Genomic DNA, 21,228 nt, shown 5'->3' with positions numbered 1-21,228 from the left:
CCGCACGGCTACGTCAGCCCTGGTCCAGCGGCAGGGCGAGGTCGGTGACCTGCTGCTGCTTGGGGAACGCGCCCATGTCGCGGGCGGCACCGGTCAGCACGTCGACCCCGTACAGGCGGAAGGCTCCGCCGGTGTTGAGCGCCGCGAAGCCCTGGTTGGTGCCGTGCTTGGACGAGAAGTAGATGTCGAAGCCGGCGTCCGGTCCGGCGGCGACGCCGAGGTTCCCGGTCGGGGCGAGGGTGCCGGCGTTGGCGGGCGACTGGAGGGAGACCCGGTCGGCCTTGGTGTCGATGTCGAAGAGGGTGGTCGCGGTCGCCGTGTTCAGGTCGTTGTTGGTGTACGCGGCGCCGGTGACGCCCGTCGCCGTGGACGGCGGGGTGGTCGGGTTGGTGAGCGTGCCGTCGACCGTGGTGCCGAGCGGGGCCGCGGCGTCGTCGAGGTTGTGGCGCAGGTTCTGCCCGGTGTCGCTGATGACGCGGAGCCGGTTGGCCGCCGGGTTGAAGTCCACGCCGAACTGCCGGCCGGAGAGCCCGACGGTGAGCTGGGACACCTTCGTGGCCTTGGCGTTGCCGGTGTTCAGGGTGTAGATGCCGCCCCTGTCCCCGACGCCGTAGAGCTTCTCGTTCTGCACCCGGAAGTCGATCCCGACGAGCTTGGTGTCGCCGGCCAGGCCGGTCACCCTGCCGATCGAGGTGCTCCTGCCGGGCCGGTCGACGGTGAACTCGACCAGGCGCTGGTTCGCGGTCAGGCCCACGGCGGTCAGCGCCTTGCGGTCCGTACGGTCCATGTGGTCCATGGCGTGGCCTCCGCCGTCCGCGGACGCCAGGACGGGCGCGGACAGGGCCGCGGCCACGGCGATGGAGAGGGCGGTGATGGTCTTGCGCGTACGCATGGTGCTCCCCGAGGAGTGAGGGTCGGTCGATCCCGCCCGCGGGAATCGCGGGCTCGCCCCGGTTTCGAAGTCCGGGGCGCCTCGGATGGGTCGAAGTCGCGAACACCGCCCCAATGGCCGTACGGATGGTCGGGTGCGGCCGTTCCTCGTCACCCTCCTGCGCGGTGCGCGGCTTCCGTGCGTCACAGAACGGTCACTTGCCCCACGAACCGGCGCATCCGCCGTGATCATGGCGCGATGCGCACACACCACGTCACCTTGCTCGCCGCCGCCGGCCTCCTCGCGCTCACCGCCTGCAACCCCCAGGCCGCGGACGGCAAGCCCGACACGCCCGCCGCCTCCCCGACCACCTCCTCCGCGGCCGGGGCCCCACCGTCCAAGGCGCCCACCGGCGGCGCCAGGACCGCGACGCTCCCCGACTTCGTCGGCAAGGGCCTCCAGACCGCCCAGGACGAGGCCCAGGCCGCCGGGTTCGTCCTCCTGAAGTCCCATGACAGCCTCGGCCAACAGCGGCTCCAGGCCCTCGACCGCAACTGGAAGGTGTGCGGGCAGACCCCGGCCGCCGGTGCGAACGTCGACACCTCGACCACCATCGACTTCGGCGCGGTCAAGCTTGAGGAGACCTGCCCGACCACCGACGCACCCGCCCCGAAGCCGGCCGGCGACACCATGCCCGACTTCGTCGGCAAGGGGATGAAGGCCGCCCGCACCGCGCTGCCGACGAACGCGTCGATCACCGTCAAGGACGCCTCGTCGCAGGACCGCATGGTCCTCCAGGAGTCGAACTGGAAGGTGTGTACCCAGAACCCGGCCGCGGGTGCCGCGCTGACCGGACAGCCGGTGGCCTTCACCGTCGTCAAGACCGGCGAGTCCTGTCCCTGAGACGACCGCTGCCCACCGGCTCCCGGGTGCGGCGGACGGTTCTCAACGGCGACGGGCGTCGACCCGGTCGTCGGGAACCCGCGGCGGCTCGCCCGTGGCCGGCCGCCGGGGACTGCGTGACCGTAGCCGCCGCAGGAGGGGCGCAAGCAGTACGCCGGCCACCACGAGCGCGCCGGCCGCCGAGCCCATGAGGCCGGCCGTCAGGCCGGGGGGCGTGTAGGCGCACGCGACGCGGTCCGCGCCCTCGCCCAACGGGACGCCCAGGAGGCCCTGGTGGGAGACCGGGGGCCGGGCCGGGCCGTCGTCGGCGGAACAGGTCCACCCCGGGGGCGCGGTGGTGGCGACGACGGCGGTACCGGTGGAGCCCTTCGGGAGGTCGGCGCTGATCGAGTGGCCGTCCACCCGGACGGCCGTGGCTCCGGTGTCCCGCAGCCGCCGCACGGCGGCGTCGAGGGCCGGGGCGTCCAGGCAGCCGATCGCGTCGGCGGGGAGCACCTGGCCCTTCTGCCCGGTGCGGACGTCGAAGGTGAGCAGGCCGTCGGCGGACACCCGGCCCACCTCTTCGAGGGGGGTCAGTTTCACGGGGGGATCTCCGTAGAACCCCTGGGACACTCCGTCCCGGACCGCCACGTCGGCGCGCAGGGCGGGGGCGTACAGGAAGGCGCGGTCGCCGGGCGCGCACCGCGCGGTGAACGTGTTGGCCCAACCCGGCCGGCCCTGGGCCTGGGCGTGGGCCCGGCCCGGCTCGTCCGCGGGGGTGAGCGGCCAGCCCGCGGCGGTGCGTACGACTCCCGGGTCGGCGGGCGCGAGGTCCGGCACGGTGTAGACGCGCGCGCCCAGCGCCGCCTGCCTTCGAGCCCACACCGAGTCGGCGGGGGCGCCGTACGGCCGGTCGCTTCCCGGCGGTCGTACGGTGACCAGTGGGGGTGCGGGCATGGTGCGGGGGCGCAGGCCGGTGGGGGCGTCCGTGTCGAGGGTGGCTCCGACGCCGAACAGGGCGTGCAGCACCGGGTCGCGGGCCGGCCACAGGTGTCGGCCGCCCATCGCCTCGCCGAGGCCGAGCCCGGCGAGGCCGCTCGCGGTCTCCCGGCTCACGTAGCTGCTGTAGTAGGAGCCGCCCTGGCCGCCGAGCAGCATCGCGTCGTTGTTGGTGACGAACAGCCCGGGGCCGGCCTCGGCCCGGAAGTCGGGCCACCGGCTCAGGCCGGTCAGCGCCTCGTGGGCGTCGAGGCCCGCGGTGGTCATCGTCTGGGGCCGGGACGGGCCGCGCAGCGACGGGTCCTCCAGGGTGGTGACGGCGTACACGGAGTAGGCGGTCGTGGCGACGACGGATGCGGCGAGGAGGGACACGACGACGGCCCGCGCGCGGCGCCGCAGACCGCGCGCGTACAGCAGGAGCAGTCCGGTGAACACGACGCCGCCGGCGAGGGTGCCCCGCAGGGCCGGATCGCTGACCGGCTGGGCGTCGTGGGTGAGGGCGACGAGCAGCGCGAGGAGCGCCGCGCCGCCGAGCAGGGCGCGGGGGCGGGGCATGCGGGCGAGGCACACCCATGCGGCCATCACGAGGAAGCCGCTGAGGACGAACGCCTCCCGGAAGGGTGCCCCGTGCGGCAGCGCGAAGCCCTGCCACAACTTGGCGGTGGGGGTGACGACGAAGGACACGGCGGTCAGGGCGATGACGAGCGCCCAGGCGACGCGCTCGCGGACGGGGACCCGGGACTGGAACGGCAGGGCGAGCACCAGTAGGAGGACGAGGACGCCGACGAACACGTTCGGCGCGGTGGGGCTGGCCAGGCTGCCCGGCAGGAACATCGCGAGGTAGGTGAGCGGCGCGGTCCCCACTCCGACGACGTACCGATCTGTGGGCTGGGCCTGCGCGTTGGCGAGGGCGCACACCAGGATGACGGGGGCGGCGAGGAGCAGGCCGGTGGCCGTCGTGCCGGCTGCTCGTGCCAGGACGCGGACGCGGGTGCGGCGGTCGACGTCGGCGGTGGTCAGCCTCAGGGCCAGGAGGATCGCGGCGGCCAGGGTGGCCATGGCGGCGGTGTAGAAGTTGGCGCTCCAGCAGAGGGCGATGAGGAAGGTGCCGAGGACCCGGCGACGGCCGGTCAGGCACCAGTCGGTGACGAGTGCGAGCATCGGCAGCGCGACCAGTCCCCACGTCCACATGGGGACGATGGCTCCTTCGGCGACGTTCCAGCCGCAGACGGCGTAGCCGACGGCGAGTTGGGCGCGGAGCCAGGGGGAGCCGGGGCGGAGCCGGCCGAGGAAGACGGTCATCAGGGCGGCGGCGAGCCCGATGGCGAGCAGGCTGACCAGGAAGACGGCGAACTCGACCTCGTCGCGGGGGAAGAGGCCGGTCAGCCAGGAGAAAGGATTCGCCAGATAGGTGGCGAAGTCCGCGAGGAAGCCGACCCCGTAGCCGCTCTGCCAGTTGAACAGCAGGTCGCCCTGGGCGGTGCCGTGTTGGAGGTCCCACAGGTAGGTGTGGAAGGGGACGTACTGGTGGCGCAGGTCGTTGTCCGCGCGCGGAACGATCCCGAAGGGGAAGGTGCCGTGGAGGGCGAGCCCTGCGCAGTACGCGACCATCGCCATCAGCGCCGCGATCGGTGGCGCCGCCCGCGCCGCGCGCCGGTTGGCCGGGGGCGGTGCCGGTATGCGGCGACCGGCCGCGACGTCCGTCGGGGCAGGGGTGAGCGAGGCGTGGCTCATGCGGGGAAGACCCTCGTGTGATCAGGCGTTCGGCCTGTACGAGGGCCGCGGAGGGCACGACCTTATGTGAACGGGCGGATAATTTCGCCCGTCTTCCCACATTCTGGTCCGGACCTGATCCCTCCGCTCCGGACGACGCCGGCTGCGTCGGGGTTGCCCTACGCGGCGCCGGTGAGGCGGTTGGCGAGGGTCGAGACGGTGTACGTACCGATGCCGAGGACGACCTCCAGGGCGTTGCGGCGGTCGTAGCCGTGGGCCCGGAAGGCCGCCAGCTCCTCCTCGCTCACCGCGCCGGAGGAGGCGAGCACCTGGAGGGTGAACAGGCGGATCGCGTCGAGGCGTTCGGGGTCGGGGGCGGGGCCGAGGGCCGCGAGCTTCGCCTCGTGCATGTCGACGCACAGGTGGCACTGGTTGCGCGCGGCGACGGTGAGGATCACGGTCTCGCGGGAGTGCGCGTCCAGGGTCGTGGACTCGAAGATCTCGTTGAGCTTGAGGAATCCGTCCAGGGTCTGCGGGGACTCGCGGAGCAGGGCTACGGCGGCGGCGGTACGGGTGGACAGGTCGGCGGGGGTGGACGGGGCGGCGGTCATGACGGCTCCTGAGGGATCGGCGCGGAAGGGGGGGTGGGTGGGACGGGACAGGCAGGGGTGGGGGCGAGTAGGATCGACAACATGGTTGACGATGTCGATGAAGGAAACGTAAACCAGGTTGTCGATTCGGGCAAGGGGGTGAGGGCTTCGCGGCCGTCCGAGGAGTTCCACGACACCCCCGGCTTCGAGCTGCCCCTGCTCCTCCTCGGCGGCTTCCGCACCCTCATCGACCGCCTGCACGCCCGCCTCGCCGAGGAGGGCCACGCCGGCCTGCGTCCCGCGTACGGCTTCGCGCTCCAGGCCATCGGCGGCCGCGGCGCGACCGCGAGCGACATCGGACGGCGCCTCGGGGTGTCCAAGCAGGCCGCCGGCAAGACGGTCGACCGGCTGGTCGCCCTCGGTTACGCGGAACGCACCGACGACCCCGGGGACGCGCGCCGCAAACTCGTCCGGCTCACCCCCCACGGCCTCGCCGCCCTCGGCCGCTCGGCCGCCGTGTTCGACGAGCTGCGCGCCGAATGGGCCGGGGCACTGGGCGCGGAGCGCGTACGGGACATCGAGGCGGCCCTGCGGACCGTCGTCCCGGCCGAAACCGCGTTCCGCCTCGACGCCACCAGCTGGCTCGGCGGGTCCTGAGGACCGAACGGAAGGGCAAGGGAGGAAACGACATGGACGACGACTCCGGCACCACCGGGCACGGTGCGCAGGAGCGGGCCTTTCGGCACGGGACGGAGCGCCTGGTAAACGAGGTCGCGCAGGGGATCCGGACGTGAAGGCGTTCCGTGTGCTCGTCTCCGTGTTCGCCGTCGCCGATGCCCTCCGCCGGGAGAAGTACTGCCGGGGGACCTGCGGACACTCGTGGCACAACCTGCCGCCGGTCGCCGAGGAGTCGTAGCAGAGGGACGGACGCGGTCGGGAGGGACGGCGTCGCCCCCACCGACGGACCGGCGATGGGGCCGGCGTCGGTCAGTGGGGGCGGCGGATGCGGATGCGGATCGGGCCTCGGGCCTCCGTCGGGTCGACCGGGCGCCCGCCCTGGGTGATCTCCACGTCGCCGGCGGCGACCAGGCGCCCGGCCGCGCGGCGGGCCGGTTCCATCAGTGCGCGCCAGCCGTCGTCGTCGCCCTCGTACACCGCCCGCGCGGCGTCGGAGGGGCAGATACTGGTGGTCGGGCCACGGCGCTCCAGCAGTTCCAGGATGGCTCGTTCCAGACGCCGGTCCGTCCGCCGTTCGCTGTCCGTCACTCCGCAGGTCCGCGGCCGGTCGCCCGTGTCACCGGGCCGTCGGGGGCGTCCAGCCCGGATCACGCCCGCTCAGCCCGACGGCCCGGTCCAGCAGCGGGGCGTCGTCCGGTACGGGCACGACCGGGCCGAAGATCCCCCCGCCGCGGTCCCCTTCCTCGGCGGCCGCCAGCAGGAACGCGTGCGAGGCGCGCAGCGCGGCCCGATCGGGCGCGTACTCCTGGCCGGTGGCCCGGGCCAGGTCCCAGCCGTGCACCACCAGTTCGTCCGCGGCCACCGCCGCCGCGATGTCGCCGGGCAGGTCCACGCCGCCCGCGCGGGTCATACCGGTCCGGGCGGCCGGGTCCTGCCAGGCCTCGGCGAGCTCGTCGAGGACCCGGGGCAGCTCCTCGCGCCAGTCGGCGGGCAGGGTGGGGGCGCCCGACTCCGGGTCGGTGTCCGTCGTGGGGCCCAGGTCCTTGCGGGCGGCGTCGCGGAAGGCGACGCAGAGCCCTGCGAGGTGACCCAGCAGGTCGCCGACCGCGTACGCGGGGCAGGGCGTCGGGTCGGCGAGGCGGGCGTCGGGTACGCCCGCGGCGAGCCGCGCCACGATCCGGGCCTGCGGTCCGAGGTCGAGAGTCGTCGTGTCCGTCATCTGCCGCTCCTCCCACACGATGGGTCCGAAGGGTAGACCGGCGGCGGATCCCGAACTCATCGCGACACGCGCCGGAACCTCGGGGCAGCCGTCAGGACAGGAAGCGTTCGACGGCCTCCCGGGCCCGGGCGTTCGCGGCGGCGGCCTCGGCCAGTGACCGGGCCAGGGCGTCGATCCACCCGTCCAGGCCCACCGGGCGCCGGGACAGCACGATGCCCCGGACCTCGTGGCAGTCCTCCCCGGTCACCCGTCCCTCCGGGTCCAGTCGCAGCAGGAGGCGCCGCTCGCCGAGCGAGACGTCCAGTTCGGCGACGGAACCCTCGCGCCCGGCCAGCCGTTCCATGACGGAACGCCTGCGCTTGACCCGCACGGCGCCGGCCGGGAGCGAGTCCGTCAGGTTGGCCGCCAGCACGGCGACGTAGAGGTTCAGGTCCGCGCTGTCCCGGCGCAGCGCGGCGGCCAGCATGTCCACGTCCGGCGGCTCAGTCATCGAGGCTCAGCACCAGGCTCGGCCGGTCGATGGTGTGGTCGTCGCGGAGCGGGCGGACCGCCGTCCCGACCGCGAAGAACTCGGTGGTGTGCGGCCCCCAGGAATGCGAGTGCTGCCGCAGCCGGACCGCCACGATCCCCTCCGCGTCGAGGGCTTCCGCCTCCGCCCGCATGCGGCCCATCGCCAGTTCGCGTGCGCCGTAGAGCGCCTGGGTGAACGGTTCGATCTCGACGTTGCGGCCCGCGCTGCTCAGCACCTGGGCGAAGCGCTGGTGCGCGACGTGGTAGACGCACGAGCCCATGACCATGTCCAGCGGCGCGTAGCCGGCGCGGACCAGCGTCCAGAAGTCCTGGCCCGACAGGTCCGAGGTGAACGGTTTGCCCTTGTTGTTGAGCCAGGTCCCGGCCGGTCCCGGGTCCGCTCCGGCCGCCTTGACCGCCGTACCGACGGCGATGAACTCGGCGACGTCCGAGCCGAACTCCTTGAACTCGATGTCCAGCCGCACCGCCACGATCCCGTCCGCGCCCAGGGCGCTCGCCTCCGCCTCCATGCGGCTCATCGCCAGTTCGCGTGCGTGGTACATGGCCTGCGACAGCTTGGTCAGCTCCTGGTTCTTCGACCACCGGCCGAACTGGATGCCGACGTGGTAGACGGACGAGCCGAGGACGAGTCCGAGCGGGCGGAAACCTGCCTCGCGGACCAGCAGGAACTCGTTCACCGAAAGGTTCGACGTGAACGGCGCCGCCCCCTCTCCCGAGGGGGGTCGCGCGAGCCGCCGCATGGCGTCCTCGGGCACGCCCTCCGCGGTCGGCCACGCGGCTCCACCAGCCGCTTCCTGCCCCGTTCGCTCGGTCATCTCAGCGCTCGCGCTCCAGTCTCATCATGGTCAGTGGTGCGGGTCCGGCGGACCGTCCGGAGCGGCCGAACCGGGCGATGGAGGTGCCGACGAAGACCGCCTCGGCGATGAAGTCGCGCGCGTACCCGTACGAGGAGCACTCGCTCTCGCTCACCGTCAGCTCCACGTCGTCCACCACCAGGCCGTCGCCGCCGTGCTTCGCCGCGTCGAGGGTCAGGTGCCTTCGGGCTTCCCGGCGGACGTGGCCGAGGAGCTGGGTGTGGCCGTCGACCTCCTGGTTGTCGGCGGTCCAGGCGGTCCGGCGGGAGGTCCGCCAGTCGTCGTGCCGGATTTCGAGGGCGATGCCGAAGGCGAGTCCGGTGGGAACCCATCCGGCGTACAGGAGCTTGGCGAAGTCCTGGCCGGTCAGGTGCGACGTGAACGGCCGGTGCGGGCGGACGCGCGAGCGGGCCCGGACCGCGGTGCCCCGCACGGAGTACTCCACGAACCCTTCGGGGAACCGGCGGACGTCCAGCTCCACCCCGACGATCCCGTCGCCGCCGAGCGCGCCGCACTCGGCCGCCGCACGGGACAGCGCCAGCGTGCGCGCCGCGTGGATCGACCTGGCCGTCCCCGACAACGACTGCACCCACCGGGAGAAGGGCACCCGTTTGCCGTTCTGGACCGTCCACGCGCCGGGGCAGCCCCCGACACCGCCGTACCCGATGGCGACGACGGTCGTGCCGAGCACCTGACCGACCGGCTCGAACCCGGCGCCCTTGACGGCGGCGTACTCCTCGGACGACAGCGCCGAGTCCCAGATGCCGCCGGCCCGGGGGTTCGTCGCCCCGCCGGGAGCGGCGCCCGACGGGCCGGTGTCTCGTCGTTGTGTCATCGCCCTGTGCCATCGGCCCTTCGGCTCACCGCGGATCGGATCGCCGTTCGGCAGCCTATGTCATCGAACGGAGCAGCGAAGAGGCCGGTCGCCGGGGCCAACGGAGCTCCCCGTCAGGGCTCTTGGGTACGAGCGGCCCGGCGGCCGGGACGGCCCGCCGGTCGCGCGCTCGTGCGCACATGGTGATCCCCTCGTGGGGTAGGCGCGGCGGTAACCGGAGCGGACCGGAGCGGCCTCGTCCGGCACGGTGAAGTTCGGGTGGGTCGCCGCGTCGGTGCGGTGGCCGCGTACGGCTCCGCTGCTTGGATGGAAGCGTCCGCACTCACTCCCCCGAGGGAAGGAACTGGCAATGAGCAACGACAGTCAGCCGAGCAAGCGGACGCGAGAGATGCGCGAGAAGGCCGAGGAACTCGAACAGGCGGCCCAGCGTGCCGGCGACCCGGCGGAGAAGCGGCGGCTGACGGAGAAGGCCCTGCACATTCGCCAGTTGAGCGAAGAGGTGAACGGCAGGGGCAGCGGGACCATGGACCCGATGTAGCTTCACGGGCCCGATACGGGCCCGACGCGGGGCCGCCGGCACCGCCGCTGTCCCCGCCCCGCCCGGTCCGCGCCTCCGGGATGTGACTCGTACGGGTGAATCGGTTCGCCACGCCTGCGGAAGGGTCCCGTCCCGGTTGATCGTTCTCCGGAGCGTGACGGCTTCGGCCGTCCTGGGCGGGTCAGTGGAGGGTGTGGCGGTGGGGGTCGATGTGGTGCGCGCGTCCGCGCGGGCGGGGCGGGTCGTGCTGTGGGAGGAATCGCCGCGTGACGGGGCCCAGGCCAAGACGCTGATGACCCCGGACTTCCGGGTTCGTCTGGCCCGCGCCCAGGGCCGGATCTTCGGCGGGGACGGGCCGCGGCACGTGGTGTTCGCCGCCGGGTTCCCCGCGGTGTGTCCGGAGGAGTTCGAAGCGGTCCGGCGGGTGGCGGTGGAGGCCGAGGGCGCGGTGAGCGTGTCCGCGGTCTGTCGGGGCACCGCCACCGACGTGCGGCAGGCGCTGGCCTCGGTCCGGGGCACCGCGCACGCCCGGATCATGGTGATCGTGCCCGCCTCGGAGGCCATGGCGGGGGTGATGACCCACGGCACGGCCGAACAGGCCCTGCTCGGCGGCGCCGCGCTGGTCGCGGAGGCCCTGGCCGCCGATGACACCGTGGCCGTCGACGTGTGCCTGGCCGACGCGTCCCGCGCCGACCACGCGCTGGTCGGTGAGCACGCGGCGCGGCTGACGGAGGCCGGTGCCGGGGTGGTGGTGTTGGCGGACACGGTCGGCGACCAGTTGCCCGAGGACGCCGCGGCCATGTTCGCCACCTTGCGCCGCCGCGCGGGTGACGACGTGGTGCTGGCTTCGCACCTCCACAACGACCTCGGTCTCGCCCTGGCCAACTCCCTCCAGGCCTTGCGCGCGGGCGTTCGCGTGCACTCGTCGTCCTGGCTGGGCATCGCCGAACGCAGCGGCATGGTCGCCACCGAGCAGTTGCTGTTCCTGCTCGCCTACCGGCCCGACCGCACCCGCGCGCTCCTCGGCGACGACCGCGACGCGTGGTGGACCGCCCCCGACCTGACACTGCTGCCGGGCATCGCCCGCATGGTGGCCGCGGAGACCGGCGCACCGCTCGGCGTGACCACCCCGATCGTCGGGGACGGGGTCGGCACCATTTCCACGGGCACCCCGTTCGTCCATCCCCGCCTGTTCGAGCCGTACGATCCGCTCGGACTGCTCGGCATCGAGCCGCGGGTGGTCCTCACGCACCTGGCCAGCGCCCGCGTGGTCCGTGCCGTCGCCGCACGACTCGGACACGACCTCGACGCCGACCGGACGCGCACGGCGGTGACGTGGGTGAAGTCGCGGGCCTACGACCAGGGGCACGCCGTGGTCGACGACGACGATTTCGCCGACTACCTCTCCGCCCTGGCCGTCCCCGCGGCCCGTACCCCGCGATGAGCGCTCCATCGGCCGACGGCGTCGACGTCGACGTCGCGCGGGCACACCTGGCGGAGGGCCGGGCCGTCGTGCTGCCCAATCCCGCGCCCCTGACGTACGTCGTCGCCGCCATCACCCCGTACGCGGTCAACCGGGCCAAGGGCCGTCCCGACGGGCAACCGGTCGCACTGTGGACCCACCACCCGCGGACCACCGACCTCGTCCTGCGGTCACTCGACCTGTCCCCGCCGGCCGTCGGAACGGCCCGTCGGCTGCTGACGGACGAACGCGTGACGTTGCTGGCCCCGCTGAGCCGTGACCACACGCCGCCGGCCTGGCTGGCCCCGGCCTGCCACGAGGGCTGGACGCTGCTCTTCGGGGCCCGTTGGGGCCCCCTCCGGGCCGTTCTGGACGCGCACCCCGTCCTGTACGTCAGCAGCGCCAACCGGACGGGCCATCCCCCGGCCGCCACCGCGGCCCGGGCGCGGGCCGTGTTCCCCGGCGACGTTCCCGTCCTCGATCCGGCCGCGCTCCCCGGAACGGCCCCGGACGCCGCGGACGCACCGCCCCGCGCGGCGACGACCACGATCCGCCTGCACCCCGACGGGCACATGGAACCGCATCGCTCCGGCGCGCAGGACCGTCCGTACGCCGACGCCGCCGCCTACGTGGACCACCTGCGGGCCGCGTACGGGCCTGCGCGGTAGCCGCCGGCGGGGGGTGCCGGGTCAGGGCCGGACGGTGATCCCACCGGCGGTCGCCGGGCCCCGCCGGGCCGTCGCGCCGGACGCCGTCGTACGCGGCCTCGGGGCCAGGGCCGCGCGCAGCGCCGGGGTGAGGGCGTGGCGGGCCTCGGCGGGGGTGAGGGCGGCGGGGGTCGGGAGGGGGTTGACGTAGCGGGTGTGGATGAGACCGGCGAGGATCGTCACGACGGCCGTGGCGCGGGCGGTCGCGTCCCGGCCGCCGAGAAATTCAACGAGGCGGGCCAGCAGCTCGTGTTCCAGGTATTCGCGGATCGCTTCGGCGGCCTCTTCGCCCCGGCCGGCGAGTCGCCGGAAGTCGGCGTCCTCCCACAGGTCCGTGACCGCGTCGATCAGCCGGCCGGGGAGGGTGGCCGGGTCGCCGCCGAGGACGTCGTCCACCGTCAGCGCGGTGGCGCACTGGAACTGCATCACGTCGGCGAAGAGGCCCTTCTTCGAGCCGAAGTGGTAGGAGATCAGGGCCGGGTCCACGCCCGCCGCCGCGGCCACGGCGCGCAGGGTGGTGCGCCGGTATCCGTGCTCCAGGAACAACGCGCGGGCCGGCTGGACGATCGACTCCCGGGTCGGCGGATTGCCGCGGGGGCGGCCCCGGGTGCGGGTGCGGTCGGGGGCTGTGGAGGCGGGCGCGGCGTTATTCATCGGCATTGAGCCTGCGTTTGGTGATCGGCACAGTCAAGGGCGTTCCGACCACGACACGAAGGACGTACCGACACCATGCGCATCGCAGTCCTCGGCGCCAACGGACCCACCGGCCGCCGGATCACCGACCAGGCACTCGCCGCGGGCCACGAGGTCGTCGCCGTGACCCGCCGCCCGGGCTCCCTGGCCGCACGTCCCGGGCTCTCCGTGGCCGTCGCCGACGCCACCGACCCGGCGGCCGTCGACGCCGCGATCGGCGGGACGGACGCCGTCCTCTCCTCGCTGGGCGCGCGCTTCGGCCCGGAGGCGGTCACCACGTATTCGGCGAGCGCCGCCGCCATCACCGGGGCCATGGTCCGCCACGGTGTCGGACGGCTCCTCGTCGTCAGCTCCAGCATCGCCGACCCGCACTGGCGGCCCACCGGCGCGCACTTCTTCAACCACGTGCTCGACCCGTTGGTGAACCGGCGTCTGGGCCGCACGCTCCACGCGGACATGCGTCGTATGGAGGACGTGGTCCGGGGGACGGACCTCGACTGGACCCTCGTCCGGCCGTCGGGCCTCTTCGAGCATCCGGTGGTCACCGACTACCGCACGGCCGAGACCAGCGCGGACGGCGTATTCACCGCCCGTGCCGACCTCGCCGCCGCCATGCTGCGGGAGTTGGGCGAGCGGCGGTACGTCCGCAAGGCGATGGGCGTGATCACCACGGCCGTGAAGCCGAACATCGCCAAGCTGATCTGGAACGAGGGCGTGAAGAAGAAGTGAGCCGTGCGACCGTCGAAGTCCCTTCCTCCACACGGGCGTTCCTGGCCCTTCCCGGCACGGCCACCCTCACCACCCTCCGCCCCGACGGCACCGCGCACGTCACCCCCGTCCGTTTCACCTTCGACGCGACCGCCGGTCTGGTCCGGGTGACGACCCGGGCGGGTGCCCGCAAGGCCCGGAACGTGGCGGCGGGCGGGCCGGCGGGTGGCCCGGCGGGGCGTGCGGCCCTGTGCCGGGCGGACGGCTTCCGCTGGGTCACCCTCGAAGGTCGGGCGGCCGTCACCGACGACCCCGTGCGCGTGGCCGAGGCGGTGCGCCGCTACACCGCCCGTTACCGCGTGGCGCCACCCGACCCGCCGGACCTGGTCGTCATCGAGATCGCCGTCGACCGCGTACTGAACCTCGATCCCCGACCGTCCGTACAGAAGGCGAAGTGACACCGCGATGCCCACCGTTCCCGTCCTCGGTTCCCGTGCGGGACCGCGCCCTCCCCCGCTATCCCCCGGCGGCCGTCAGCAGGGTCCGCGCGGCTTCGCACAGGGCGTCATCCTCGGGAACGCTGCCCCACTGTCCCGGACCTACCGGCCGGACGTCGGCGGTGAGCACGGGGTGCAGTACGGGCACCAGCGGCCGGGCGAGCGGTCCCAGGGCCGCCAGGTGCTCCAGCGCCCGGATTCCGTGGGCGCCGATGACGCGTTCCTCGCGGAGGGTCCGTCCCGCGACCGCGACGGCCTCCCGGGCGTCGGCGGGATCGGCGGTGATCCGCCACAACGCGTACCGCGACCAGACGCTGCCCCAACCCGGCCACGCGAGCTTCGGCTCGCTCCGGATCACGGCGGCCAGGGAAGCGGCCGCCGGGCCCAGTTCGGCCAGCAGCTCCGGGCGCGGACGCGCCGCCCCGGGCGCCAGCAGGGCCGTCGGATCCCCGGTGAGCCGCCAGTGGCGTTCGGGTGCCCGAGTGTCCGGTCCGCCCAGGGAGGCCTCGACGACCGGCAGGGCCGCCGACCGGGCCTCCGGCGTGCCGATGGCCACCAGGGCGTCGAGCGCCCACGGCTCCGCGTCCGTACCGAGCAGGGCCACGAGGTCGCCGGTGGCGGGCGCCGCCGAGGCCCCCCAGTCCGTCAGCACCCCGAGCAGGCCGCGCCGTTCGTCGGACGTCGGCGCCGTGCGCAGCCGGTCCCGCAGGGCGGGCAGCAGGTCGGCGGCGAACGGGCGCAGCGGGTTCAGTACGTCGCCGAGCGAGGGCATGTGCGTACCGCCGTGGCAGGTGGCGGGCCGCAGGCCGTGGAAGGGGCGGCGCAGCCGCTCGGCCGCCAGCGGGACGGCGCGCGGATCCCCGATCCGCACCAGTGCGTGCAGGGCGGACGGAGCGACGTGGCGCTCCTCGTCCGCGCAGGCGGCGACGAGTTCGTCGGCCCAGGGCTCGGCGCGCCGGCCGGCGGCGGCGAGTAGGGCGACGGCCCGGCGGCGGTGCGGTGGGGCCGGGTCGGACAGTCGGGCCGCGACCAGGGGCAGGAGGGTGCGCACGGGCGAGCGCCAGCGGCTCATCACGGCGTCGGCCACGGGCAGGGCGTTGCCGTCGCCCCGCTCAAGCAGCGTGGCCGCGAGGCGGGTCCGCCCTTCGCGGTCGTCGCCGAGCAGCCCGTCGATCCGGGTGGGCAGCCACTCGGGCCGGCCCGGACCGGCCCAGGAACGCTGCCACGCCTCGGTGCGGGCGGCGCCGATGTAGGCGGCGGCCTCGTCGAGGTGTCGGGGGTCCCGGCCGCCGAGCCCGCTGCGGCGCAGTGCGAGGACGCCGGCGAACCGCTGGTCCGGGTCGGGGTGCGCGGGGAGGGCCGTGAGCCAGTCGATCACCTCGGGCGGCCACCGTGCCGGGGTGTGCCGCAGCAGTTGGCCGGCGGCGAAGACGAGTCCGACGGCCGCGCTCGTGTCGGGCTCCGCCTTCCAGCGCGCGTGCAGCGCCGGGAGGACCTCGGCGGCGCCGGCGACGGCTTGGGCGAGCGGGAAGGGGACCAGGCGCCGCACTTCGGGGTCCGGGTCGGCCAGGAGTTCCAGCAGCCGGGGCGTGGCGCGTTCCCATGCCGGGAACCAGGCCGCGGCGACGAACGACGGCTGCGAGGTACGCCCGTCCCTGGCCAGTTCGCCGATGAGGCCGAGCGCGGGGAGCCGTAGGCCGGAAGTGGGGTCGTGCGCCCAGTCGAGCAGGACGGGCAATACAGGCGGGGCGGCGGAGACCAGCGTGCCGCCCTGGTGCTGGAGGCAGTCCCACAGCTCGGCGAGGGCGCGCTTCGACCGCGCCGGGTCGGTGCAGGCGGACAGCACTTCGGGAATGTTCTCGGCGGAGCCGCGGAAATGGTCGAGCTCCGCCCACGGGACCGGGTCCGGCGTGGTGGTGGGTTCCTGGGACATCCAGGCGACTTCTTCTCGAATCGGGCCGTACGAAAGGCCGATGGTGTGATGAGGGGGATCCTACGCGTCCGGCCCCACCGCTCGGGCGACGTGGTGGGGCCGGGTTCCAGGTCGTGCGGGCCCTGGTGCCGGGGACGGGCGGGGCGTGCGACCAGGAGCGGGAGGCGGTCGGGGACGAGCGACGACCGACGGTGCGCGCCGGCCCTCAGCCGGCGCTGATGGCCGTCACGTGGGTGGTGCCGTCGGGCAGGGTGGTGACGCGGCACTGCCCCGCGGGGAAGGGGTCGCGCCCGTTCGGGCCGGGGACCTGCGCGAACGGTGTCCAGGAGCCGTCCGGCCTTCGGACGTTGTGCCAGAGGCGGCCGTCGAGGCCGACCGCCACGACCTGGGCGGAGCCGTCGGGCGTCCCCGTGATGCCGATGGCGCTGGCCCCCATGGTGGGGGTCGTGACGCCCCTCGGCGGCCGGAATCCGGTCCAGGAACCGTCGGCGCGCCGCACCTGGTGGTAGACCATCCCGTCGAGGCCGATCGCGAGTACCTGGGCGGATCCGTCGGGCATGCCGGTGATCGCCAGGGACGGGCCGGAGAACGTCGGGGCTCCGCCGTGGCCGGCCGGGCGCCCCCAGGGCGTCCAGGTACCGTCGCGCCCCTGGACACGGTGGTACATGGCACCGTCCGTGCCGTAGGAGAGCAGTTGGGCGCTCCCGTCGGGCATGGCGGCGATGGCGACCCGTGTCGCGCCCCAGTGGCTGTTCGCGGTGGGGCCGGGGACGGGCCGGAAGCCGGTCAGCCCGCCGTCGGCGCGGCGCTGCTGGTGGTGGGTCGTGCCGTCCATGGCCGTCGCCACGATCCGGCAGGTGCCGTCGGGCATGGCGGCGATGTCCGCGTCCCGGACGGTGAAGCCGGTGGCGCCGTCCGGTCCGGCGACGCGCCGCCACGGCCCGAGGGCGGCCGTACCCCGTACGGTCGTCAGCCACAGGCCGTTGTCGGGTGCGATGCCCAGCACCACGACGGAGCCGTCCGCCGTCCCGGCCGCGGCGCTCTGCACCCCCGCGAACGAGGCGGCACCGGCGGCGCCGGGCAGCGGACGCATGCTGCTCCACGACCCGTCGGGGCGGCGCTCGGTGAGGAAGAGCGCGCGCCGCTCGACGTCGTACGGGGGCAGTCGCGCGGAGTGGAACCACACCGGGTTGGTGATGGCCACCAGTTGGTCCAGGGTGGTGGAGGCGGGTTTGGGCCGGCGCACCTCGGCGCGGGCGAACATCGAGGCCTTGCCCCAGCCGCGCCAGCGCAGTCGGCCGCTGCCGGTGGCGTCGATGCGGGTCGCGGCCATGCTGCCCCACTCGGTGTACAGCGTGGCGATGCTGTCGGGGGCGCCCGTCACGTCGAGGGTGACGTCGACGGTGTCGAAGAACGACAGGGGCAGTTCCTCGCCGGGTCCCGCGACGGCCGCGCCGGAACGGGCGGTGAAGTCCAGGGTCACGGCGGCGGACTCGACGGCGTAGGACCGGCCCAGGCGCAGGGCTTCGAGCACGGCGGGCGTCGACAGGCCGGTGGCGTGCACCACGTTGTGCGGGCGGCCGACGGCGTCGGCGGGGCTGTGGGCGTCGCTGTTGCCGACGGCGGCGATCCGTTTGCCGAGGCAGAGCATGACGTGCCAGGCGGCGATGTTCGCCGCGTCGTCCAGGGTCCACGGTCCGTTCCACACCTCCAGCGCGTCCACGCGGTCGAGGCCGAACTCCCAGAACGATCCCGGTGCCGGGGTCAGCGGGTGGGCGGCGATCGTGAGCCCGCCCAGGCTGTGCACGCGCCGGGCGTGGCCGTCGAACGCCCCTTGGTCCGCGGGGCCGTAGCGCCAGTCCACCCACTCGCCCTGGGGCAGGCCGACCGCGAGCCAGTGGCCGTGGCGCGTGGTGACCTCCTCCGCGTTGATGACCAGCAGGTCGGTCGGGATGTTGCCGCGCCAGGTCACCCCGGTGGAGCTGGTGTTGTGGTCGGACGTGGCGAGGAAGTGCAGGCCCTCCTGGCGGGCGGCCGCGACGATCTCGTCGACGGTGCGTTGGCCGTCGGAGTGGACGCTGTGCAGGTGCAGGTCGCCGCGGTACCAGCCGGGGCCCCGTCCGGGCACGGCGGCGGGGAGGATGTCGTACGGGGTCCGGGGCAGCGGGTCGCCGTGGTGCAGGGTGACGTCGACCTGCCAGTCCATGCCGCCGGTGGCGCCGACCATCGGCCCCAGGATGACGGACCAGTTGCCGGGCTCGACGGGGCCGGGGGCGTAGCCCGGTGTGGCGTCCGCCGCGGAGAGGGTGAACCCGGACCGGGCGCCGCCCGACCAGCCGCGGAAGCCGGACGGGCCGAAGATGCCGAGGTCCAGGATGCCGGCGGCGGCGTCGTGGGTGGTGGAGACGGATATCCGCCGGACCCCGGTGGGGACGTCGAAGGCGACGTACGCCCATTGGTCGTTGCCGTACGGGGCGCGGCCCTTGTAGGTGGTCGTCACCGTGTCGGTGCCCCGGCCGCGCGTCGCGGCGTGCGCGATCGGGGCGGGGACGAGGGCCGCGACCCCACCGGCGGCCAGCAGGGCCCCTAATCGGAGCAGGGACCGGCGCTCGACGCCGGGGGTGGGGGGTGGGCCGGGCACGGTGTTCGGGAGGGGGTGGCTACTCGGCACAGTCGTGCTCTCCGTTCACGTGGAGTGGGGGTGGAGGGCGTCGCGCGGGAGGGAGTAGTACGGGGCGGGGGGTACGGGGCTGGGGGGGTACGGCCGGACGCGCGGGGAGATGGCCCGGGGACGGTCCAGGGTCTAGCGGTGTGAGCGCTGGGCCTCGACCATGCGGCGTACCGAGCCGTCGATGTCCGTCCGGGCCTGGACGCGTTCGGCGAAGCCGGGGAACTGCCCGGCGATGGCGCTGAGCAGGCGCAGTTCCAGCGGCGCCACGTTGACCTCGCAGCGGTCGCGGCGGACGGCTCGTACGACGCCGTCGGTGACCTGTCGGGGTGTCACCGTCCTGATGCCGCTCGGCGGGGTGGCGCCCGTGTCCGCGAACATGCCCGCGTCGCGGACGAAGCCGGGCTGGACGAGGGACACGCCGACCCCGGTGCCCCTGAGTTCCTGGCGCAGGGCGAGGGCGAAGCCGCGCAGCCCGAACTTCGTGGCGTTGTAGAGGGAGGTCGATCGGGTCGCCGCCTTGCCGGAAATGGAGCCGACCAGCACGATGTGCCCCCGTCCGCGGGCCACCATGTGCTCCGCGAGCAGTCGGGAGAGCAATACGGGCGCGCGCAGGTTGACGTCGAGGGCGCGGTCGAGTTGTTCCTCGGTGTAGTCGAGGAGGTCGCCGCTGGCGGGCAGGGCGGCGTTCGCGACGAGGATGTCCGTCCCGGCGCAGGTTCCGGCGAGCCGGACGACGTCGGACCGGAGGGCCAGGTCGGCGACCACGGTCCGGGCGCCGCAGGCGTCCGCGGTGGCCTTGAGGGCCTCCTCCCGACGCCCGGTGAGCGTGAGGCGGGCCCCTTGGGTCGCCAGCCGCACCGCCAGGTCGGAGCCGATGCCTCCGGTGGCACCGGTGAGCAGCACGTTCGATCCGGATATGTCCACGATGACTCCCGTTCGGCCGCCCTCTACTGTTCGTTCGAACGAACAGTAGGGATCGTCCCGCCGGCTGTCCACACCGCGCGGCACCCCAACTCCCCTCGCCCCCAAGGGTGGTCGCGGTGGCCGATGGGGCAGGATGTCGACATGCCCCATGCTTCCGAGACCCGCCAGAGCATCATCGACGCCGTGCTGCGGATCATCGGGCAGGACGGCATCGCCGCGGTCACCAACCGGCGGATCGCCAAGGAGGCCGGGGTCTCACTCGGTTCCGTCACCTACCACTTCGCCACCCAGCACGAGCTGTTGCGCGAAAGCCTGTTGCACTTCGTGGCCGAGGAGACCCGGCACTTCACGGCGCTCGCCGACGCGTGCTCCGACGAGCGTTTCGACATCGGGCAGGCGGCCGAGGTGGTGGCGGGGGTCGCGGGCGGCAACGTCTTCGACAGCCGCCACATCGCGCCCTTCGAGCTGTACGTCCAGGCAGGTCGCGACGAGCGGCTGCGTGCCGCCGCGGCCGAGTGCTTCGCCGCCTACGACCTGCTGGCCACCCGGATCCTGACGCACCTCGGCGTGCCGGACCCCGAACGTCTGGCGGGTGTCGCCGTGGCCCTGGTCTTCGGCCAGCAACTGCGCCGCCTGGCGACCGGGGCGCCCGCGGAGGAACTCGTCGACACCCTGCTGGTCCTCACGAGGTTCACCCCGACGCAGGCCCCGTAGGCTCCTCGGGCGGGACGGGCGCGGGGTGGTGGCCCGGCCCCCCGGTCGGCCGGCCGGTCAGGGGCGTGGGGGACAGCGCGGTGGGCTCCTCACCCTGTTCGAGGAGCGTGTCGGCCGCCCCGACGATCAGCGGGTCGGGCCGGCCGATGGCGTCCGGGTCCTTGTTGTCGTATTCGACGCGCCACAGCAGGCTGCGCATCGCCTCCAGCCGTCCGCGCCGCTTGTCGTTGCTCTTGACGACCGCCCAGGGCGCCGCCTCGGTGTCGGTGGCACGGAACATCGCTACCTTGGCCCGCGTGTACGCGTCCCACAGGTCGAGGGAGGCCAGGTCGGTGGGTGACAGTTTCCACTGCCGGACCGGGTCCACCTGCCGGATCGCGAACCGGGTGCGCTGTTCGGCCCTGGACACCGAAAACCAGAACTTGACCAGCAGGACCCCGTCGTCCACCAGCATCGTCTCGAAGGCGGGGCACTGCCGCAGGAAGAGGTCGTACTCGCCGTCCGTGCAGAACCCCATCACCTTCTCGACGCCGGCGCGGTTGTACCAGGACCGGTCGAAGAAGACGATCTCCCCCGGGCCCGGCAGGTGCGCGACGTAGCGTTGGAAGTACCACTGTCCGGCTTCCCACTCGGTCGGCTTCTCCAGGGCGACGATGCGGGCCCCGCGGGGGTTGAGGCGTTCGGTGAAGCGTTGGATGGTGCCGCCCTTGCCCGCGGCGTCCCGCCCCTCGCAGAGCACCAACACCCGGGCGCCGGTCTCGCGCACCCAGCGTTGCAGCTTCAGCAGTTCGATCTGCAGGATGCGCTTGTCCCGCTCGTACTCGGCGCGCCCCACCTTCCGCTGGTAGGGGTAGTTCTCCTGCCATGTCCGGATGGGAGCCCCTCCGGCGTCCAGCAGGACGGGTTGCTCCGGCCTGCTCGCGTCGACGCTCAACCCCGAAAGCAGGTTCTCGCCCGGTTCCACCGCTTCGTCTCGCGCTCCTGCTTCGTCTTCCACCTCGTGCGCCTACCCGACGATGCCGGGTGGAAGCGTGGAGGGCGCGGCGGCCACCGTGTGGAGCGTGGGGCAACCGTGTGGAGCGTGGGGGCGGCAACACGGAGGGCGGGGCGGCAACCGTGTGGTTGCCGCCCCGGCCCCGGACGCTCGGGTGGTGCCCCGTCAGATGCGGTGGGGGCCGCCGTAGTAGCCGCCCACCTGGCGGTGGTAGT

22 protein-coding genes are annotated in these 21,228 nt (G+C 74.0%); 9 read left to right on the top strand and 13 right to left on the bottom strand.

Annotated features, from left to right (window positions below):
* Positions 1-13 precede the first annotated feature (13 nt).
* Positions 14-892 (bottom strand): DUF4394 domain-containing protein, encoded by an 879-nt coding sequence (locus NOD94_RS22615; protein WP_281207873.1) that lies wholly within the window; start codon positions 890-892, stop codon positions 14-16.
* 237 nt (positions 893-1,129) lie between these two features.
* Here NOD94_RS22615 and NOD94_RS22610 point away from each other — a divergent pair, with 237 nt between their 5' ends.
* Positions 1,130-1,774 (top strand): PASTA domain-containing protein, encoded by a 645-nt coding sequence (locus NOD94_RS22610; protein WP_281207872.1) that lies wholly within the window; start codon positions 1,130-1,132, stop codon positions 1,772-1,774.
* Between the two features lie 42 nt (positions 1,775-1,816).
* Here NOD94_RS22610 and NOD94_RS22605 read toward each other — a convergent pair whose 3' ends face one another.
* Positions 1,817-4,486, bottom strand: a complete 2,670-nt coding sequence (locus NOD94_RS22605) for a YfhO family protein (RefSeq protein ID WP_281207871.1) — start codon at positions 4,484-4,486, stop codon at positions 1,817-1,819.
* A gap of 158 nt (positions 4,487-4,644) precedes the next feature.
* Complete coding sequence (locus NOD94_RS22600) at positions 4,645-5,076, bottom strand: carboxymuconolactone decarboxylase family protein (protein ID WP_281207870.1); 432 nt, start codon at positions 5,074-5,076, stop codon at positions 4,645-4,647.
* Positions 5,077-5,157: 81 nt separating this feature from the next.
* Here NOD94_RS22600 and NOD94_RS22595 point away from each other — a divergent pair, with 81 nt between their 5' ends.
* Both NOD94_RS22595 and NOD94_RS22590 read left to right on the top strand, forming a co-directional pair.
* Positions 5,158-5,712, top strand: a complete 555-nt coding sequence (locus NOD94_RS22595; protein ID WP_281207869.1) for a MarR family winged helix-turn-helix transcriptional regulator — start codon at positions 5,158-5,160, stop codon at positions 5,710-5,712.
* Positions 5,713-5,845: 133 nt separating this feature from the next.
* A complete protein-coding gene (locus NOD94_RS22590) occupies positions 5,846-5,971 on the top strand; it encodes a DUF5958 family protein (RefSeq protein ID WP_281207868.1) in 126 nt (41 codons plus the stop codon).
* A gap of 71 nt (positions 5,972-6,042) precedes the next feature.
* On the opposite strand, the gene NOD94_RS22585 is transcribed toward NOD94_RS22590, so the two are convergent.
* The 5 genes from NOD94_RS22585 to NOD94_RS22565 form a co-directional block, all read right to left on the bottom strand.
* The gene (locus NOD94_RS22585; protein ID WP_281207867.1) at positions 6,043-6,321 is read right to left on the bottom strand and encodes a DUF3253 domain-containing protein; all 279 of its coding nucleotides are present in this window, start codon (positions 6,319-6,321) and stop codon (positions 6,043-6,045) included.
* Between the two features lie 28 nt (positions 6,322-6,349).
* Positions 6,350-6,952 (bottom strand): TIGR03086 family metal-binding protein, encoded by a 603-nt coding sequence (locus NOD94_RS22580; RefSeq protein WP_281207866.1) that lies wholly within the window; start codon positions 6,950-6,952, stop codon positions 6,350-6,352.
* A gap of 91 nt (positions 6,953-7,043) precedes the next feature.
* Complete coding sequence (locus NOD94_RS22575) at positions 7,044-7,442, bottom strand: hypothetical protein (RefSeq protein ID WP_281207865.1); 399 nt, start codon at positions 7,440-7,442, stop codon at positions 7,044-7,046.
* Positions 7,435-8,298, bottom strand: coding sequence for a heavy metal-binding domain-containing protein (locus NOD94_RS22570; protein WP_281207864.1), 864 nt, complete (start codon positions 8,296-8,298; stop codon positions 7,435-7,437). Before NOD94_RS22570 ends, NOD94_RS22575 begins: the two co-directional genes overlap by 8 nt.
* Position 8,299: 1 nt before the next feature.
* Positions 8,300-9,172, bottom strand: coding sequence for a heavy metal-binding domain-containing protein (locus tag NOD94_RS22565; protein WP_281207863.1), 873 nt, complete (start codon positions 9,170-9,172; stop codon positions 8,300-8,302).
* A 349-nt stretch (positions 9,173-9,521) separates the two neighbouring features.
* On the opposite strand from NOD94_RS22565, the gene NOD94_RS22560 reads away from it, so the two are divergent.
* The 3 genes from NOD94_RS22560 (at position 9,522) to NOD94_RS22550 (ending at position 11,840) form a co-directional block, all read left to right on the top strand.
* Complete coding sequence (locus NOD94_RS22560; protein ID WP_281207862.1) at positions 9,522-9,710, top strand: DUF6381 family protein; 189 nt, start codon at positions 9,522-9,524, stop codon at positions 9,708-9,710.
* Positions 9,711-9,909: 199 nt separating this feature from the next.
* The gene (locus NOD94_RS22555; protein ID WP_281207861.1) at positions 9,910-11,154 is read left to right on the top strand and encodes a 2-isopropylmalate synthase; all 1,245 of its coding nucleotides are present in this window, start codon (positions 9,910-9,912) and stop codon (positions 11,152-11,154) included.
* Positions 11,151-11,840, top strand: a complete 690-nt coding sequence (locus tag NOD94_RS22550) for a hypothetical protein (RefSeq protein WP_281207860.1) — start codon at positions 11,151-11,153, stop codon at positions 11,838-11,840. The genes NOD94_RS22555 and NOD94_RS22550 overlap by 4 nt, the downstream gene beginning before the upstream one ends.
* A gap of 21 nt (positions 11,841-11,861) precedes the next feature.
* On the opposite strand, the gene NOD94_RS22545 is transcribed toward NOD94_RS22550, so the two are convergent.
* Positions 11,862-12,533 (bottom strand): TetR/AcrR family transcriptional regulator, encoded by a 672-nt coding sequence (locus NOD94_RS22545; protein ID WP_281207859.1) that lies wholly within the window; start codon positions 12,531-12,533, stop codon positions 11,862-11,864.
* A 75-nt stretch (positions 12,534-12,608) separates the two neighbouring features.
* Between NOD94_RS22545 and NOD94_RS22540 the strand changes: the two genes are divergently transcribed.
* Entirely contained in the window at positions 12,609-13,301 is a 693-nt protein-coding gene (locus tag NOD94_RS22540) for an NAD(P)H-binding protein (RefSeq protein WP_281207858.1), read from the top strand.
* On the top strand, positions 13,298-13,738 hold the full coding sequence (locus NOD94_RS22535) for a pyridoxamine 5'-phosphate oxidase family protein (RefSeq protein ID WP_281207857.1): 441 nt from the start codon (positions 13,298-13,300) through the stop codon (positions 13,736-13,738). Before NOD94_RS22540 ends, NOD94_RS22535 begins: the two co-directional genes overlap by 4 nt.
* 58 nt (positions 13,739-13,796) lie before the next feature.
* On the opposite strand, the gene NOD94_RS22530 is transcribed toward NOD94_RS22535, so the two are convergent.
* The 3 genes from NOD94_RS22530 to NOD94_RS22520 form a co-directional block, all read right to left on the bottom strand.
* Positions 13,797-15,710 carry a HEAT repeat domain-containing protein gene (locus NOD94_RS22530; protein WP_281207856.1) on the bottom strand — a complete coding sequence of 638 codons (1,914 nt, stop codon included), beginning with the start codon at positions 15,708-15,710 and terminating at the stop codon, positions 13,797-13,799.
* Between the two features lie 205 nt (positions 15,711-15,915).
* On the bottom strand, positions 15,916-18,210 hold the full coding sequence (locus NOD94_RS22525; protein WP_281207855.1) for a CehA/McbA family metallohydrolase: 2,295 nt from the start codon (positions 18,208-18,210) through the stop codon (positions 15,916-15,918).
* Positions 18,211-18,513: 303 nt separating this feature from the next.
* The gene (locus NOD94_RS22520) at positions 18,514-19,305 is read right to left on the bottom strand and encodes an SDR family NAD(P)-dependent oxidoreductase (protein WP_281207854.1); all 792 of its coding nucleotides are present in this window, start codon (positions 19,303-19,305) and stop codon (positions 18,514-18,516) included.
* Positions 19,306-19,446: 141 nt separating this feature from the next.
* On the opposite strand from NOD94_RS22520, the gene NOD94_RS22515 reads away from it, so the two are divergent.
* Entirely contained in the window at positions 19,447-20,019 is a 573-nt protein-coding gene (locus tag NOD94_RS22515; RefSeq protein WP_281207853.1) for a TetR/AcrR family transcriptional regulator, read from the top strand.
* Here the strand turns inward: NOD94_RS22515 and ppk2 are convergent.
* Entirely contained in the window at positions 19,997-21,016 is a 1,020-nt protein-coding gene (gene ppk2, locus NOD94_RS22510; protein ID WP_281207852.1) for a polyphosphate kinase 2, read from the bottom strand. The two genes, NOD94_RS22515 and ppk2, sit on opposite strands and share 23 nt — an antisense overlap.
* Positions 21,017-21,228 lie beyond the last annotated feature (212 nt).

Source organism: Streptomyces sp. Isolate_45 (assembly GCF_024721315.2).
GTDB lineage: Bacteria > Actinomycetota > Actinomycetes > Streptomycetales > Streptomycetaceae > Streptomyces.
This window is presented reverse-complemented; position numbering and strand designations above follow the sequence as displayed.

What these genes read in the sequence shown, in the direction of transcription:
- NOD94_RS22565 (WP_281207863.1), bottom strand. Translation starts at nt 9,172, where the DNA reads ATGACACAACGACGAGACACCGGCCCGTCGGGCGCCGCTCCCGGCGGG.
- NOD94_RS22515 (WP_281207853.1), top strand. Translation starts at nt 19,447, where the DNA reads ATGCCCCATGCTTCCGAGACCCGCCAGAGCATCATCGACGCCGTGCTG.
- NOD94_RS22595 (WP_281207869.1), top strand. Translation starts at nt 5,158, where the DNA reads ATGGTTGACGATGTCGATGAAGGAAACGTAAACCAGGTTGTCGATTCG.
- NOD94_RS22575 (WP_281207865.1), bottom strand. Translation starts at nt 7,442, where the DNA reads ATGACTGAGCCGCCGGACGTGGACATGCTGGCCGCCGCGCTGCGCCGG.
- NOD94_RS22530 (WP_281207856.1), bottom strand. Translation starts at nt 15,710, where the DNA reads ATGTCCCAGGAACCCACCACCACGCCGGACCCGGTCCCGTGGGCGGAG.
- NOD94_RS22545 (WP_281207859.1), bottom strand. Translation starts at nt 12,533, where the DNA reads ATGAATAACGCCGCGCCCGCCTCCACAGCCCCCGACCGCACCCGCACC.
- NOD94_RS22610 (WP_281207872.1), top strand. Translation starts at nt 1,130, where the DNA reads ATGCGCACACACCACGTCACCTTGCTCGCCGCCGCCGGCCTCCTCGCG.
- NOD94_RS22615 (WP_281207873.1), bottom strand. Translation starts at nt 892, where the DNA reads ATGCGTACGCGCAAGACCATCACCGCCCTCTCCATCGCCGTGGCCGCG.
- NOD94_RS22570 (WP_281207864.1), bottom strand. Translation starts at nt 8,298, where the DNA reads ATGACCGAGCGAACGGGGCAGGAAGCGGCTGGTGGAGCCGCGTGGCCG.
- NOD94_RS22560 (WP_281207862.1), top strand. Translation starts at nt 9,522, where the DNA reads ATGAGCAACGACAGTCAGCCGAGCAAGCGGACGCGAGAGATGCGCGAG.
- NOD94_RS22600 (WP_281207870.1), bottom strand. Translation starts at nt 5,076, where the DNA reads ATGACCGCCGCCCCGTCCACCCCCGCCGACCTGTCCACCCGTACCGCC.
- NOD94_RS22540 (WP_281207858.1), top strand. Translation starts at nt 12,609, where the DNA reads ATGCGCATCGCAGTCCTCGGCGCCAACGGACCCACCGGCCGCCGGATC.
- NOD94_RS22605 (WP_281207871.1), bottom strand. Translation starts at nt 4,486, where the DNA reads ATGAGCCACGCCTCGCTCACCCCTGCCCCGACGGACGTCGCGGCCGGT.
- NOD94_RS22550 (WP_281207860.1), top strand. Translation starts at nt 11,151, where the DNA reads ATGAGCGCTCCATCGGCCGACGGCGTCGACGTCGACGTCGCGCGGGCA.
- NOD94_RS22580 (WP_281207866.1), bottom strand. Translation starts at nt 6,952, where the DNA reads ATGACGGACACGACGACTCTCGACCTCGGACCGCAGGCCCGGATCGTG.